General features: G+C 51.4%; 12 protein-coding genes and 1 riboswitch. Of the genes, 2 read left to right on the forward strand and 10 right to left on the reverse strand.

The annotated features are described in order from the left end of the window. Positions 1-50: 50 nt before the first annotated feature. Positions 51-223, reverse strand: a riboswitch (Lysine riboswitch). A gap of 29 nt (positions 224-252) precedes the next feature. Beyond that, positions 253-771 carry a cob(I)yrinic acid a,c-diamide adenosyltransferase gene (locus DWX68_RS04585; RefSeq protein ID WP_118628734.1) on the reverse strand — a complete coding sequence of 173 codons (519 nt, stop codon included), beginning with the start codon at positions 769-771 and terminating at the stop codon, positions 253-255. Positions 772-1,016: 245 nt separating this feature from the next. Beyond that, on the reverse strand, positions 1,017-1,646 hold the full coding sequence (locus DWX68_RS04590; RefSeq protein ID WP_022359532.1) for a single-stranded DNA-binding protein: 630 nt from the start codon (positions 1,644-1,646) through the stop codon (positions 1,017-1,019). A 136-nt stretch (positions 1,647-1,782) separates the two neighbouring features. Between DWX68_RS04590 and DWX68_RS15020 the strand changes: the two genes are divergently transcribed. Next, complete coding sequence (locus DWX68_RS15020; RefSeq protein ID WP_279220404.1) at positions 1,783-1,917, forward strand: hypothetical protein; 135 nt, start codon at positions 1,783-1,785, stop codon at positions 1,915-1,917. Here DWX68_RS15020 and typA read toward each other — a convergent pair. Together typA and DWX68_RS04600 are read right to left on the reverse strand one after the other, a co-directional pair. Next, positions 1,914-3,752: a translational GTPase TypA gene (typA, locus tag DWX68_RS04595; RefSeq protein ID WP_107001535.1), complete on the reverse strand. Its 1,839-nt coding sequence runs from the start codon at positions 3,750-3,752 to the stop codon at positions 1,914-1,916. The two genes, DWX68_RS15020 and typA, sit on opposite strands and share 4 nt — an antisense overlap. A 165-nt stretch (positions 3,753-3,917) precedes the next feature. Continuing rightward, the gene (locus DWX68_RS04600) at positions 3,918-4,580 is read right to left on the reverse strand and encodes a YigZ family protein (protein WP_347475160.1); all 663 of its coding nucleotides are present in this window, start codon (positions 4,578-4,580) and stop codon (positions 3,918-3,920) included. Positions 4,581-4,805: 225 nt separating this feature from the next. Between DWX68_RS04600 and DWX68_RS04605 the strand changes: the two genes are divergently transcribed. After that, positions 4,806-7,517 (forward strand): transglycosylase domain-containing protein, encoded by a 2,712-nt coding sequence (locus DWX68_RS04605; RefSeq protein ID WP_118628735.1) that lies wholly within the window; start codon positions 4,806-4,808, stop codon positions 7,515-7,517. A gap of 131 nt (positions 7,518-7,648) precedes the next feature. Here DWX68_RS04605 and DWX68_RS04610 read toward each other — a convergent pair whose 3' ends face one another. From DWX68_RS04610 to DWX68_RS04635, 6 genes are all read right to left on the reverse strand, one after another. Then, on the reverse strand, positions 7,649-8,005 hold the full coding sequence (locus DWX68_RS04610; protein WP_022359528.1) for a SpoVA/SpoVAEb family sporulation membrane protein: 357 nt from the start codon (positions 8,003-8,005) through the stop codon (positions 7,649-7,651). Positions 8,006-8,043: 38 nt separating this feature from the next. Continuing rightward, positions 8,044-9,150, reverse strand: coding sequence for a stage V sporulation protein AD (locus DWX68_RS04615; RefSeq protein WP_118628736.1), 1,107 nt, complete (start codon positions 9,148-9,150; stop codon positions 8,044-8,046). Between the two features lie 148 nt (positions 9,151-9,298). Beyond that, positions 9,299-10,360: a type IV pilus twitching motility protein PilT gene (locus tag DWX68_RS04620; protein ID WP_118467476.1), complete on the reverse strand. Its 1,062-nt coding sequence runs from the start codon at positions 10,358-10,360 to the stop codon at positions 9,299-9,301. 32 nt (positions 10,361-10,392) lie between these two features. Beyond that, positions 10,393-12,078 (reverse strand): GspE/PulE family protein, encoded by a 1,686-nt coding sequence (locus DWX68_RS04625; protein WP_118628737.1) that lies wholly within the window; start codon positions 12,076-12,078, stop codon positions 10,393-10,395. A 31-nt stretch (positions 12,079-12,109) separates the two neighbouring features. Next, positions 12,110-15,187, reverse strand: coding sequence for an insulinase family protein (locus tag DWX68_RS04630; protein WP_118467472.1), 3,078 nt, complete (start codon positions 15,185-15,187; stop codon positions 12,110-12,112). A gap of 143 nt (positions 15,188-15,330) precedes the next feature. Beyond that, positions 15,331-15,840 carry an SEC-C metal-binding domain-containing protein gene (locus tag DWX68_RS04635; RefSeq protein ID WP_022359524.1) on the reverse strand — a complete coding sequence of 170 codons (510 nt, stop codon included), beginning with the start codon at positions 15,838-15,840 and terminating at the stop codon, positions 15,331-15,333. Between the last annotated feature and the right edge of the window lie 127 nt (positions 15,841-15,967).

Consider the following 15,967-nt stretch of genomic DNA (forward strand, 5'->3'; position numbering starts at 1 on the left):
GAGCGTACAAAAAGCTGGCACAATGGCCAGCTCTATGAATTCAAATCCAAACTCCCAGTAGCTCCCCATCTGTCGATGACAGTTACAGAATTCTTCATCCTGCACCCAGGAACTGCAGATACAGGCGCCGCAGCCCTTCGGCGTATCATCCTTTCAGCTGTCTTCTCCTGCACCTGCCGCATCCGACCGCTTACTGATAATCAACGCAACCTCTACTTGTTTTTTCTATCTTAGCATTACTTTGAATACTTGTCAACCGTTCATGCACGCATGATCGTTTGACGGCTTCAGGCATTCCAGGCGCGTCACCTCGTCTGCATGCTCCTTGGCCCCAGCCGGGCATACTTTTCCGGTCAGAATCAGATCGACATTCTCCTCGCGCGCTGCCAGCAGTGTTTCCAGAGCATCGTCTCCGACCAGTTTCTGATCTAACACCCCAAGAAATTCATCCAGAATCAGCATATCGCATTCGCCGGTACAGAGTACTTTTTTTGCAAAATTATACCCGTTCTGAATGTTGCAGAGCTCTTCCTTTTTGCCTTCTTCAGAGAGATTTTCATAATACTCATTCTGTTTTTCAAATCGGAATACTTTAAATGCCGGCTCCAGCTGTTTTAACCCATCTGCTGTCTCATGGCTCAGCACTCCCTTTAAGAATTGTATCATAATTACCTTCCGGCCGTGCATGGCTGCACTGACACCACGTCCCAGTGCCATCGCTGTTTTTCCCATCCCGGTGCCGAAGATGATATGAACTTTCCCCTTTTTCATTTCCCTCTCCTCTTTCTGTGCTTCCCGCTGCGCTGGCGCACAGACTGTCTTTCCTGATGTCTTGTTACACACAGGCCTGTGTGTTTTATTTCTATCCATCCAATGATCGTTTTACGAATTCTGTAAACTGCCTTATTCTAGCATATTTTATCTGTTTTGGCAAGCTATGGCAAAACCAGCCATTTATCATGCCCTATAGATTGCATAACCGACTTCAAACTTTGCTGTAACATCCTAAACCTATCCTATTCTTCCACGCACTCCAGCTTGCTGACCGACACCTCGTATGCCACACGTTTCTCGCACTCTGTCTCGCTCAGTTTCTTCGTATATTCACGGCTCTGCACGCGCCCCCACACGCACACGTGGCTTCCCACGCCAAATCCGGACGCATAGCGGGCATTTCTGCCCCACGCAATACACGGTATGTAATCGGATTTTCCATACGGACGGTTGACCGCCAACAGCATATCGGCAATCTCGCGTCCCAGCGGTGTTTTCCGATAGATTGGCTCCTTGCAGATATAGCCTTCCAGAAAAATCTGGTTGGTTTTGGTGTAATCCGTAAATTCTTCCAGGAAATGAATCTCACGGACAAACACAGATAGCACCAGACGGTTTTTCGCGCCCTCATGACGGTTGTAGGAACGGAACTGGCCGATCGCCTCCATCGTCATTCCGCGGTAGTCTTTCGATACATCCAGAAGCCGTTCCGAAATCATGAGTGGAATCACGTCCACCTGATCGCTCAGACGGCTGACTGCCAGGTCTGCGATATAAAATCCTTCCCCGAATACTTCGTGGCTGAATGTAAATTCCGATACGACCTCACCAATCACGCTAACCTTGTTGTTTTCAATCATTTTTTCCGACATAGTATCTCTCTCCTCTTCTTTTTTGCAGTTTTTCACGGCAGGTTCTTGGAGTCCTGCTTCTTACTGTATATATGTATGAAGAAGATATGCGTTTTAGAAGAAGAAGTGAATGAGAAATTTCGACAGGGTGGGTGACATGAATCGACAGAGGGAATGGGAGCGGCAGAGGGACGGAAACGGCGGGGCGCGTCGTTTCCTGGATATCTCTCGCTTGAATATACGAAAAGGAGCAGCTGGCTTGCGCGGCTGCTCCCACTTTACGATTATTTAGCTATTTTTACGGCTGATCATCGCTCTCTTTCTCAGAGTCGGATCAAGAATCTTTTTACGGATTCGTAAGCTGGTCGGGGTGATCTCGAGAAGTTCATCGGTATCGATGTAGTCGAGGCACTGCTCCAGGCTCATGATTTTCGGCGGAACAAGGCGGAGGGCTTCATCGGCGCTGGAAGAACGGGTGTTGGTCAGCTTTTTGGTTTTGCAGACGTTTAACTCGATGTCTTCCGGTTTTGCGCTCTGTCCGACAATCATGCCGGAGTAAACTTTAACGCCCGGTCCGATGAACAGGGTTCCGCGCTCCTGGGCATTGAACAGACCGTAGGTGATGGACTCGCCTGCCTCAAATGCAATCAAGGATCCCTGTTTGCGGTAACTTAATTCGCCCTTGAACGGTGCATAGCCGTCAAAGCTGGTGTTTAAGATACCATTTCCCTTTGTATCGGTCATGAACTCGCCACGGTAGCCGATGAGACCTCTGGACGGAATCGAGAACTCCAGTCTTGTGTATCCGCCGCCGATCGGGCTCATGCCCTGCAGCTCACCTTTACGGCTGGTCAGCTTCTGGATAACAGCACCGGTAAAGTCATCCGGTACGTCGACGTAAGCAATCTCCATCGGCTCTAATTTGCGGTTTCTCTCGTCATATTTGTAGAGTACCTCCGCCTTGCTGACTGCGAACTCAAAGCCCTCGCGGCGCATATTCTCAATCAGGACGGACAGATGCAGCTCGCCACGGCCAGATACCTTGAAGCAGTCAGCGGAGTCTGTCTCCTCTACACGCAGGCTGACATCGGTATTCAGCTCCCGCATCAGACGCTCGCGGATGTGGCGGGAAGTGATGAATTTACCTTCCTGACCTGCCAGCGGGCTGTCGTTTACCATGAAATCCATGGAAATGGTCGGCTCAGAAATCTTCTGGAACGGAATTGCCTCCGGTTTCTCCGGTGAACACAGGGTATCACCGATGTGGATATCTGCGATACCGGAAATCGCTACGATCGAACCGATCTTTGCCTCCTGTACTTCTACTTTATTCAGACCCTCAAACTCATAGAGCTTACCGATCTTAACTTTGCGGAACTTGTCCGGCTCATGATGGTTGACGATGACGCAGTCCTGATTTACTTTCAGGTAACCGTTGTCGATCTTACCAACGCCGATACGTCCTACATACTCGTTGTAATCAATCGTACTGATCAGAACCTGTGTCTCTGCATCCGGATCTCCCTCCGGTGCCGGGATGTAATCCAGAATGGTCTGGAACAGCGGCTGCATATCCACATTCGGATCGTCCAGGTTCTTCTTTGCATAGCCAGAACGTGCAGATGCATACAAAAATGGGCAGTCAAGCTGCTCGTCGGATGCATCCAGATCCATCAGAAGTTCGAGAACCTCGTCCACAACCTCCTCCGGACGTGCTTCCGGACGGTCAATCTTATTGATACATACGATAACCGGCAGATCCAGTTCCAGTGCTTTACGCAGAACGAATTTGGTCTGCGGCATCGCGCCCTCGTATGCGTCTACCAGAAGGATAACGCCGTTTACCATCTTAAGAACACGCTCTACCTCGCCGCCGAAGTCCGCATGTCCTGGTGTATCGATAATGTTGATCTTGGTGCCGTTGTAATTAACAGCCGTATTCTTGGACAGAATCGTGATACCTCTCTCACGCTCAATATCGTTAGAGTCCATGACACGATCGACTACTTCCTGATTGGCACGGAATACACCGCTCTGGCGGAGCAGCTGGTCTACCAGCGTCGTTTTACCGTGGTCAACGTGAGCGATAATTGCAACGTTTCTGACATCTTCCCGTTTCATTTTCATATCTGCTTACTCTCTTTTCTTATGATGATTCATTACATGTACTAATTAATAATTATTTTCTGTCACAGACAAGCATCCTGCCGTTTCGTCTTTGGCAAAGGATCCGCCCACAAAATAATACAGCTTGTTATTTTAGCATTTTTTTATCCATTATTCAATCTTTTTTTACAATAAAATGATTTTTCCGTCATCCATGCCAAAATAAACCTCATCCAGTTTTTCGATCCGGCATCTTCCATTTGTGCCCTCTATGAGCTTCTTCTCCGCTGCTCCCGCCTGGTCAAACGGCACCAGGATCGTCAGATCCACACCCTCGCCGTACTCGCTGTCCAGAATCGGCAGCTCTGCTTCTGCCAAAATGTACTGCACCTTTCCAAGCCCGCTGTAGTCTGTCCCGACCTTCCATTTACGAGCCAGGCATTTTTCCAGAACCACACAGTTTTTAAGACCTTCCTGGAGCGCGCCGCCGTATGCCCGCACCAGTCCGCCAGTTCCTAAAAGTGTCCCGCCAAAGTACCGGGTCACAACCGCACAGACGTTGTGAAGCTCGCGTCCCAGCAGCACATCCAGCATCGGGCGTCCCGCCGTCTGCGCCGGTTCGCCGTCGTCGCTGCAGCGCGCCACCTCGTTATTTTCTCCGATCGTAAATGCCGAACAATGATGTCTCGCATCCCAATATTTCTTCTTGACTTCCGCAATAAATGCCGTCGCCTCTTCTTCCGATTCCACCGGGCGGATCTCCGCGATAAAGCGGGACTTCTTCTCCACAATCTCGCCCTCGCCGCCCTGATAGACGATTTTATAGCGCTCTTTCATCTTTTCCTCCATCTATGAACTACGCATCCTTAAAACGGATGTTTTTTCACTTCTTTAACCGCTTGTAAACCTTAGTTACTGTTCACGCATACGTGCCCAGTAACAAACCTTATCTTTTATGATACCGTAAAAAAAACTTCATGACAATAGTATTTATTTATCCTATGAATTTTGATATAATTGGAAATACTGTATTTATTAATAGAATGAACCACTACGAACCCAAAGGAGGTTCTCATGAATTACGGTGTAAAAGCAACCAAGAAACGGATCCGGGCAGCCAATTCCCGGAAGAAGAAATACGCCAACCGGCTGTTTCTGACCTTCTTCAAGACTGCCTTTGTTCTTGTTCTGTTTCTCTGCGTGACGGGTGCCAGCACCTTTATCGGCATGTTTAAAGGCATTCTGGACAGTTCGCCAGACTTCAACCCGGACAGCTTCACCCCAAGCGGATATTTTTCTACTATATATAATAGCGCCGGGGAAGTGACTGACACGCTGGTCGGTTCCAACTCGAACCGAATCGAAGCATCCTACGAGGATTTTCCTCAGGATCTGATCGACGCGTTCGTCTCCATCGAGGACTCGCGTTTCTGGCAGCACAGCGGTATCGATCTGCGCTCCATTTCACGCGCCGTGGTCGGCGTCCTGACAAATAATTATAAGGGCGGCGCCAGCACCCTGACCCAGCAGCTCATCAAAAATACCGTTTTCAACGGCGGTATGGAGACAAGCAAGGGTTCCAAAATCGAGCGAAAAATCCAGGAACAATATCTGGCGCTGCAGCTGACAAAAAACGTCGATCGGAAGGTCATTTTAACGAACTATTTAAATACGATCAACCTCGGCAGCAATACGCTGGGCGTCAAAGCAGCAGCGCTGCGCTATTTTAATAAGAACGTCTCCGATCTGACTCTTTCTGAGTGCGCGGTCATCGCCGGTATCACACAGAATCCGTCAAAGCTGAATCCGATCAGCGGCGCGGAGGCAAATGCCGCCCGGCGCAAGGTCATTTTGCAGGCAATGTATGAGCAGGGCTATATCACAAAAGAAGAACAGGAGGAAGCGCTGGCAGACGACGTCTACGCCCGTATCCAGAATGTCGACACGGCGCTCAAGGAAAATGAGACACCGTACTCCTATTACACGGACGAGCTGATCAGCCAGGTCACCGAAGCACTCAAAGAGCAGCTCGGCTATACTGACACGCAGGCGTCCAATCTTCTGTTCAGCGGCGGACTGCAGATTTACACCCCGCAGGATCCGCAGATTCAGGCGATCGTCGATGAGGAAGTCAACAATCCTGCCAACTATGACGCGGCTCGCTATTCGGTTGAATACCGCCTTTCCCTGACCCATCCAGACGGGGAAACGCAGCATTATTCACAGGAAACTCTGAAAACATGGATCCAGCAGGTCAAGGGACAAAGCGGTTTTGACGGGCTGTTTAATTCCGAGGAAGAGGCGCAGACGGCGATCGATGAATACCGCACCGCCCTCACGCAGGACGGAAGCACCGTTCTCGGTGAATCAGTTACCATGATTTTAGAGCCGCAGACCTCGTTCGTCCTGATCGAACAGTCCACCGGCTATGTCAAGGCAATCAACGGCGGACGCGGACAGAAGACGGCAAACCGCACCTTAAACCGTGCGACCGACTCCCTGCGGCAGCCAGGATCGACCTTCAAGGTCATTTCCTCCTTTGCCCCGGCATTGGATGCCTGCGGCGCGACCCTATCAACTGTTTACTATGACGGGCCATACTCTTCCGGTGAAAAAGAGTTCCGAAACTGGTGGGGCAGCGATTACAAGGGCTATCACACGATCCGCGACGGCATTACCTATTCCATGAACATCGTCGCCCTGCGCTGCATGGCGGACACGGTAACGCCGCAGCTCGGTGTCGAATATGCCGAACGGCTGGGAATCACTTCCCTCGTAAGCCAGGATCAGACTCTCTCGACAGCACTCGGCGGTCTGACAAAGGGCGTCAGCAACCTGGAACTGACAAATGCATTTGCGGCGATCGCCAACGGCGGCACCTACACGAAGCCTGTCTTCTTTACTAAGATCCTGGATCGCAACGGAAAGATACTGATCGACAATGAACCGGAGACGCGGCAGGCGCTCAAAGACTCTACCGCCTATCTTTTAACCAGCGCGATGCAGGATGTTATGCAGAGCAATACAATGTATACGCGTTCCGGTTCCGGGGTTAAATCGACCGGTACGACAGCGGCGATTCCCAATATGAGCTGCGCCGGAAAGAGCGGTACGACCACCAGCAACGTCGACGTCTGGTTTGTAGGCTTTACGCCGTACTACACTGCCGGTATCTGGGGCGGATGTGACAATAACCAGCCATTAAAAGGCGGCACCGTTTCAAACGGCGGTACCAGTTACCACAAGCGCATCTGGCGAAATATCATGACACGTGTCCATGAGAGTTTAAGCGACCCCGGATTTACGGTTCCGGACAGCATTGAAACTGCTGAAGTATGCCGCAAATCCGGCAAGCTTCCGGTTTCCGGCGTCTGCAGCAGTGACCCGCGCGGAACGGCCGTCTACACTGAATATTTCGCGAAGGGCACGGTTCCGACCGAGACCTGCGATCACCACACCCGCGTGACAATCTGCTCCGCCTCCGGCGGCATCTCGACTGCCTTCTGCCCGACGAACCAGCAGATTTCCAAGACAGTTATGGTCGTTCCGGAAGACGGCGGAGAAACGGACGATTCCCGCTTCTCCATGCCGGGCGAGTGCAAGATTCACAATGGTTCGTCCACGATCATCCATCCTTCTGAGAGCGCCGATTTCTCAGCTCCGGGCTACAGCCCCGATTCAGATAATCTATCGGCTCCGATCCACTCTGTGGTTCCACGCCCGATGACGGGAAGTGGACGGAATGGAAATAATATTCCGATTGTCCCGGCGAATCCGGAGCATTAACAGCAAAATAATATATCTGCAAAAAGCTGCTGTAAAAAGTGACATTCATATGCCTCTTTTACAGCAGCTTTTTATTTCCTCAACTGATTTTCTTTTGCTTTGCTTTCTTTTACTTTTCTTTCGTCTTCTCTCTAATCCTTCATCTTGGGTTTGCAAATCAGCGACGACAGATAGCCGAAGATCAACGCCCCGGAAATCCCCGCCGCACCCGCCGTGAATCCGCCGGTGAACAGCCCCAGAACCCCATCCTTATCTATTCCATCCCGCACACCCTTCCAGAGCGTATTCCCAAACCCCAGCAGCGGCACTGTTGCCCCGGAACCCGCCCATTTGGCATACGGTTCGTACAATCCGATCGCACCGAGAATCGAGCCACATACCACCAAAAGTACCATGATCCGCCCCGGCATGAGTTTCGTTTTATCCATCAGAATCTGCACGGCGGCACAGAGGAGTCCGCCGGTCACAAATGCTTTGATATAGTCCATTTTTCTGCTCCCTCTCTAAAGTTTCTTGCAAATATCTATTATTCACCGAACGATTCTTTTCCCTCAAGCACCACTCCATGGGCAATCCCCGGCACATTCTGCCCCTCATTAAAGCTGATCTGGGACAGCAGCGCCCCGGTCGGCACAAACAGGACGCGTTTCCACTCACCCACCTGTATTTTCGGAAGAATATAGCCGCACAGCACCGCCGCCGAGCAACCGCAGCCGCTCCCGCCCGAATGGGTATCCTGCGTCTTCGGGTCAAACATTTCGATCCCGCAGTCCATATGGATGCTGGAAATATCCTGTCCTGCCTCGCGCATAAAATCAAGCAGGATTTCCTTCCCCACCATTCCCAGATCGCCAGTGATGATCCGGTCATAGTCAGATGGTTTCCGGTTAAAATCACGGAAATTCTGCAAGATTGTGTCTACCGCCGCCACCGCCATTGCCGCCCCCATGTTCATGGAATCGCGCATCTGCATATCGACGATCTTTCCGGGGGTGGCAGCTGGGATACAAGGTTGAAATTTGGGATGCAATTTTTCCTGTCCAGCATTTTTCAGTGATTCTGACGCATTTTCTTTCGCTCTGCGCCCATCTTTCCCTTCATTTTTCTCATTTTCCTCGATCATCACACACCCGCACCCGGTCACCGTCCAGGTTGTGGACTGCGGTCTCTGATTCCCATACGCCAGCGGAAACCGGAACTGCCGTTCTGCCGATGCAAAATGGCTCGACGCCAGCGCCAGAACCCGGTTCGCATAGCCAGCCCCTGCTGCCATCGCCCCCAGAATCATCGCCTCTCCCATCGTCGAGCAGGCGCCGTAAAGCCCGAAAAACGGGATATCAAACGACTCCACACCAAACGAGGTCGCCACAATCTGTCCCAACAGGTCTCCCGCAAACAGGCAATTCACATCCGCCGCCTGTCTGCCCGCCTTATCCAGGCATTTCTGCACCGTCTGGCGCTGCAATTCACTCTCCGCCTCCTCCCACGACTTTTTCCCAAACGTCGGATCCGGCTCCACCCGGTCAAAAAAACTTGCCAGCGGTCCCTCGCCTTCCGTCTGCCCCACGATCGATGCCGCCGATGTGATGATGGGCGGATGCTCAAACTGGATGCTTGATTTACCTGCCTGCATAAAATTCCTCCTGAAACATAAAAACATTGTCAAAAATATACTGTTCAAACTTTCGCTACAATCTCAGTATTTACACAAACATACATTTTTATGTTTTCTAGTAATCTGCATTCCTCGCAGGCTTCATTCACCCGTTTTTACCATATTATTAATACTGCACCGCCGCCAGTTTCTCTCTCAGTTCCTGCGGGTCCTGGGACGCATCGACTGCCGTCTGCGGTGTGATCACGCCCTCTTTCGCCATACGGATCAGAAAATTATCCATCGTAATAGAGCCCTCTTTTGCACTAGAAAGCAGATAGCTCTGCATCTGCGGTGTTTTTCCATCGCGGATCAGATTCCGGATCGCCGGCGTGAGCATCATAAGCTCACAAGCTGCCGCCCTGCCCTGGCCGCCCGCCCTCGGCACCAGCTGCTGTGACAGCACCGCCCGCAGCGTCATCGAGAGCTGCATCCGGATCTGCGGCTGTTTATCCTCTGGAAAAACACCCACAATCCGGTCAATGCTGTCGATTGCCGAATTGGTATGAATGGTGGAAAAAACAAGATGTCCCGTCTCCGCCGCCATCAGCGCCGTCTCGATCGTCGCCGGATCACGCATTTCTCCAATCAGAATGACATCCGGGTCCTCACGGAGCGCCGCATAAAGCCCCTTATCATAGCTCTCTACGTCCACGCCCACCTCGCGCTGGTTGATGATCGCCTGCGCCGGTTCATAGACATACTCGATCGGGTCTTCCAGCGTAATCATATGGAGCGGACGATTCTGGTTGATCTCATTTAAAATTGCCGCCAGCGTCGTTGACTTGCCGCTTCCCGTCTCGCCGGTTACCAGAATAATGCCTTTATTCCAGCTTGAAAACTGATTCACTGCTTCCGGAAGCCCCAGCTCCGACAGGTTCGGAATCGTACTGCCCAGAAGACGGATCGCCGCAGAGAGCGCGCCCTGCTGCCGGAACAGATTCACTCGGAGACGCCGTCCCGCAAACGAAGCACTAAAATCCAGCTGTCCGATCGCCTCGATCTGATCTGCCGCATTGCCTGCCAGCTGGCGTCCATATTCCTCACAATCCTCACGCGTCAGCCCGCCATCCGTCAGCGTCTCGATTCTGCCGTCAATTCTGCATTTTGGCGGCAGCCCTGCAATCAGATGCACATCCGATGCCCTTTTTTCAGCTGCCAGCGCGATTAATTCCTCGATTCCATACATACCATCTGTCTCCTCTTCTCTTTCTGCACCATTTACAGTGCCAGCAGCGTCCGGATCACCTCGTCTACCGTCGAAACACCCTCTTCTACCAGCTTCTGCGCGTGTTCCAGCATCGGAACATACTGGCTCGCTCTTCTGGCTGCCTCTAAGAAACGTGTCCGGTCAGCTCCTTCCAGAATGCACCGGCGCAGCTCCTCCTGAATCAGCATTACCTCAAACACACCGATTCTGCCCCGGTATCCCGAATGGAAGCACTGATCGCATCCGGCTCCCTGCCAGTATAATTTTCCAGGGTTCTCCGGGATTCCTGCCATCTCAAGCGCTTTTTTCGGCGGCTGAATCTGGGTTTTGCAGTTCGAACAGATTTTCCTCAGCAGCCGCTGGGAAATAACGCCTCGCAGTCCCGCCGCAATCAGGTATGGCGCCACGCCCATATCTCGCAGACGGTCAATCGCCGAGATCGCATCTTCCGTATGAATCGTGGTGATAACGAGATGTCCCGTCATTGCCGCACGCATCGCGATCTCTGCCGTCTCACCGTCACGGATCTCGCCGACGCAGATGATATCCGGATCCTGACGCAGAACTGAGCGCAGACCCGATGCAAAGGTCAGCCCCACTTTTTCATTGATCTGCACCTGTGTCGCGCCTTTGATATGGTATTCCACCGGATCCTCCAGTGTAATCAGGTTGGTCCGATCCGAAAGAAGTTCGCGGATCAGCGTATACATCGTCGAAGATTTACCTGAACCTGTCGGTCCTACAATCATGATAACTCCGGAAGTAAGCCCTAAAAGTGTATCAATCTTTGCATCCTCCACTGCCGGAATACCGATACCGCGGCGGTTCAGCGTCTCCTCATTTCGTTTCAGAATACGGATAACCACTTTTTCTCCATACAGGGTCGGAAGGGTGGATATACGCATATCAATATCTTTTCCTCTTAAATGCATCACCGCACGACCATCCTGCGGAATTCTTTTTTCGACGATATCGAGCTGGGACATGATTTTAAGCCTCGAAATGACCGAATCCTTGAGTTCCGACGGGATCGTCATGATCCGATGAAGCTGCCCGTCGATACGCATCCTGACGACCATCTCCTCCTCCGTCGGCTCAAAATGGATATCCGAAGCATTTTCCGAAATGGCGCGCTCAATAATCGAATTGACCAGGCGGATCATCGGCGTCACATTTTCCTGTCCTTCTCTTGCCGCCGTCTGCACCTGACGCACCTCTTGTGCCGCTGCCGTCTCTGCCTGCATCTGCGCCATCGCTTCTGCCGCTCCCTCGTTGCCATACAAAATATTGATCGCACGCTTCACCGCCGGTTCAGAGGCGATCATCGGCACAATTCTCTTTTTGGAAGTATGCTGTGCTTCCTCAATCGCCATGAAGTTCAGCGGATCCGCCATTGCCAGATAAAGCTGGTCTTTGGAAATACGCACCGGTACGATCGTCATCTTCTTTGCCAGGTTTTTCGGCACAAAACGCGACATTTCCGGGCTGATATCGACCCGCGTCAAATCAATATAGTCAATGCCCAGCTGCATGCGAAGCGCATCGATCAGCTGCCCTTCCGTGATATAATGATGCTTGACCAGCGTTGTTCCCAGACGTTCTTTCTCCTTCGCCTGATAGTCAAGCGCCTCTTTAAGCTGCCCTTCCGTGATCAGTCCCAGCTCCAAAAGCATGTCTCCCAATCGCTTTGTACGCATTCTCTCTACCTCCCTATAAATATGGATCTGGTTATTCAGCCATTTTACTGCGGAAATCCCGAATCCGGTCAAAGCAGTCCCGATCCATCTCGATGGCCGTCTGATTTCCAGTCGTCACAATCCACGCTTCTTCCAGAAGCCGCCGGATGATCCGCGCCGCCTCTTTCTGATCCTCTGCGGTCGTCTCACGGATCTCCTCTGTCCAACGACGGATCTGTACAATATCCAGACCATTGTACGCATACTGCATCGCTGCCATACGTCGCCCCAGGCATCCGCACGGCGCCGTCGCATTGCCGTAACTGCTTAAAATATAGCCATTCCGATCTGCCTCCGAAAGCTGCAGTTTTTCCAATACACCCGCTGCCGCCCGGATCGCCTCGATCGTCTCACTGACCTTCGGATCCCGGTATGTACTCGCCACGATCCGGTCCATCGTCGGCGTAAATGCAAACGACGCGCTGTATGCGCCGCCTTGAAAACGGAGCTGCGGCACAAAATACCGGTCATCCAGCGCATTTACATACGGAAGAATCCGCCCGGAAAATCCATCTACAGCGCTCAGCTCTGCCGAAAAGACGGTATACTGGCTGGAGCTCTCCACAATTACCGCCTCCCTGCGCGCCGGAACCGGGAAAGTATACCCAGCATTTTCCCCTCTGTTTTCCGTTTTATTCTCATGGTCTGGCATCTGTTCTCCCCGCAGATTTCCCAGAATCCGCCCTGCACAGTTCCGCATCCATTCCAGATTTTCCCTCGGTGCAACATGAAGGATCGTCACCGCTGTTCCATGCAGGATGCGGTCGCGCACCTCCTCCATCTTCTCTGCCAGCTGGAAGATCGCTGCATCCTCCTGTTCCAGTCGCCCGCGCAGTTTTTTCAAAAACTCATAAAACGCCTGTCCGCCGACATATTCCTGATACCGCGTATTGATGCTATAGCCAGATGCCGCCAGACGCACCGCCAGCGAATACGCATCACTGCGCGACTCATCACAGGACGGAATCGTCTCATCCAGTGCCTGAAGAACCGCATTCTTATCTCTCCAGAGTGGATGTGATAAGAGTTCCAACAGGACATACAGGCTCTCTTCATAATCCTCCGCCATCCCATACCAGCTGACCGCCAGCGTCGGATGGCTGTTTCGTCCCGCCCGAACCTCCGGATGTCCCTCATTCATGGAAAAATCATGCAGATAGCGCTCAATCTGATTTTCCTTTTCCATTCTGCCATACCGGGCATTTTCAAGCTCTGAAACAAACATTGTATATAAAGGAATGTAAAAACGGTCCTCTTCCGGCACGCCGCTCAAATCCAGGTATAAACGGTTATAGCTGATCGCTTCCAGATCCGACGGCGATTCATAGACCGAAATCCCATTTATCTCATATATCTGATATTCCGGCGTCTCTTCCGGCGGCGGAAGCTCATCGACCCGGATCATAAAATCCGCATTCGAACACTCCGACGCATTCCACGCATCAAAATCCAGGGTCTTCGCAATCAGCGCATCCAGCTCTGCCTCGCTCATCTCCGCCTTCATCTGCGCCAGATACGCGTCGCGCTCCTGCTCCATCGCCTCTGCCATCCCCGGCGTCGGAATCGTCGTGACAAGAACCCGCCGCTTCGCCGCGCCAAGCTCTGCCGCAAACCGGCGAATCTCCGCCTGTGCCGTCCCTGCATCCAGAGAATCATAGGCTGCCGCCTCATCCGCATACACATCCGCATCGCCCGTCAATGCCCATTTCAGGCTGACTTCCGGCACGATCGAATCCGCAAATACATCCGTATCTTCGCCTGCCGTATAATCATGTATCGCCCGCGCCTTGAGCGCCGTCTCCACCACTGACGGGTCGATCCCGCGCTCCTGCATCTCGCATAATGTCTCATCCGACACCTGCCGGAACCGTTCTGCATCCTTCGGACTGCTGTCTGTCATTTCGAAAACAAAAAATGGCTTTTCTGCCTCCATCATCACCGATGCACTCGCATCACAATGGATGCCCGCCGTCCGCAGCTTTTCCCTGAAAACCGATCCATCCACATTCATCATTCCCGCAATGATGCTGTACTGGATCAGCTTTTCCCATGAAATGCCGCTCAGATCCATCGCATACGATACCACCGCCGCATTCTCCGATGCGTCTCCCCGGTAAGCAGGACTGGGAACGGTTGCCTGACGGAAGAATGATTCTCCCCCATTTTCCAAACCATCTGGCTCGGGGCTGTAAAACGCACTCATCCCTATATTCTGCATTTCCTGTTTTTCCTGTCGCCCGCTGCCTGACTGGAAACTCCATCCGTCTTCTTTTCCATAGCTTTTCTTTGCATCACACAGATACTCTTTATCCAGGAATGCCAGAAACCGTTTCCAGTCCAGATCCCCATACAACAAAATCAGAGCATTATCGAACCGATAAAATCGATCATACATCTCCATCGTATGTTCATACGTCAGATCCTTATAAAAACGGTGCGCCTGTCCATTCGCATTTGCCGCCGTCTCCCCCGGATACAGCGCCCGCAAAACATTCCGCAGTGCCTCATTATCTGTATCATTCAGCATGCCGAAATCCTCGCTGTACACCGTTCCTGCCAGCGTAATCGGGCTTTCGCGGTCGCGCAGCTCATAGCGGACCGCTTCACGGTCAAAAAAGCGGCGTTCCCGCCGGATTCCCGGCGCTTTCATGCAGCTTAAATACACATCTGCCATCTTAAGCAGCTGTTCCTCGCTCTGGCTGCACACCGGATATGCCGTAAACGGTATATAGGTAAATGCATTTACAAATGTGTGGTATGTCTTGCTGCAAAGATCAAAAAAAATATCCTTACTCGGATATTTATCAGAGGAAGCAAGTACCGAATGCTCAAACACATGATTCGTGTCCGTCTCATCCAGATGCGGTGTCCGATAGGAAATCGAGAATCCCCGGTTTGTATCTTTATTTCTGATATAAAACAGGGACGCCCCGCTTTTCTCATGTTCAAAATACAGTGTCTGCGCTCCCAGCGCCTGCAGTTTTCCCACCTGTTTCAATGTAAAACCTGCTGTCTGAAATCCCGGCTGCAGTCTCCCATCTGCCGCCCTCCACTGCTTTGTACCTGCCATTCTTTTATCATGCCTCCTGCCATCATTCGTCTGCTGTCTTTTCTCTATATCTATTATACAAGAGCACGTCCTATATTTCCATAAAAAAAAGCACATCCGGTTCTCTCTGTGTTCCGGATGTGCTTCTCTGATTCATAAATCTATTATTTATTCTTTCCGCAGCACTTCTTATATTTCTTACCGCTTCCGCATGGACACGGATCGTTCGGGTAAATCTTATGTGTATTGCGGACTGTGCCAGATGCCTTCTGCTCGCGGTACAGCTCTGTTCTTCTCTCCTCAGTCAGGATTGCATCCCACTGCGGAAGCTCATACAGCCAGGTAGCCTTTGCCTCTACCATGTTGTAATATAACTTCTCCGGGTCGATCTCAATCTTAACCTTGGTATCCTCATCCATGGTCTCGATCGGGTTCTCATAGCCCTTTAAGCTCTCATTGATTCCATCCAGGAAACCGGTCATGATCATAACTTCGGTATCATACTTCTCAGCCAGTTCCTTAACGGTACCTTCTACAACCTCAGTCGGGTTTGCAAGAATCTGCTCGTAAATGCCTTTCTCAATCGTAAAATATCCAGACCAGAGTTCCTCTTTCTTTTTATCATCCAGCCCGTCACCATATGCCAGATTGCGCCAATTTTCTAACAGTGTCATCGGTAATTCCTTCCTTTTTTCGTTCTTTCATTACTATAATAACATAGTATATTTAAGTATATAACAAGTTGGGGGGATTTGCAAGGAGGAAAACTGGCATCTGCCTATTTTATCGCATAAGCAAACG

This window comes from Clostridium sp. AF20-7, assembly GCF_003479275.1.
Lineage (GTDB): Bacteria > Bacillota > Clostridia > Lachnospirales > Lachnospiraceae > Otoolea > Otoolea fessa.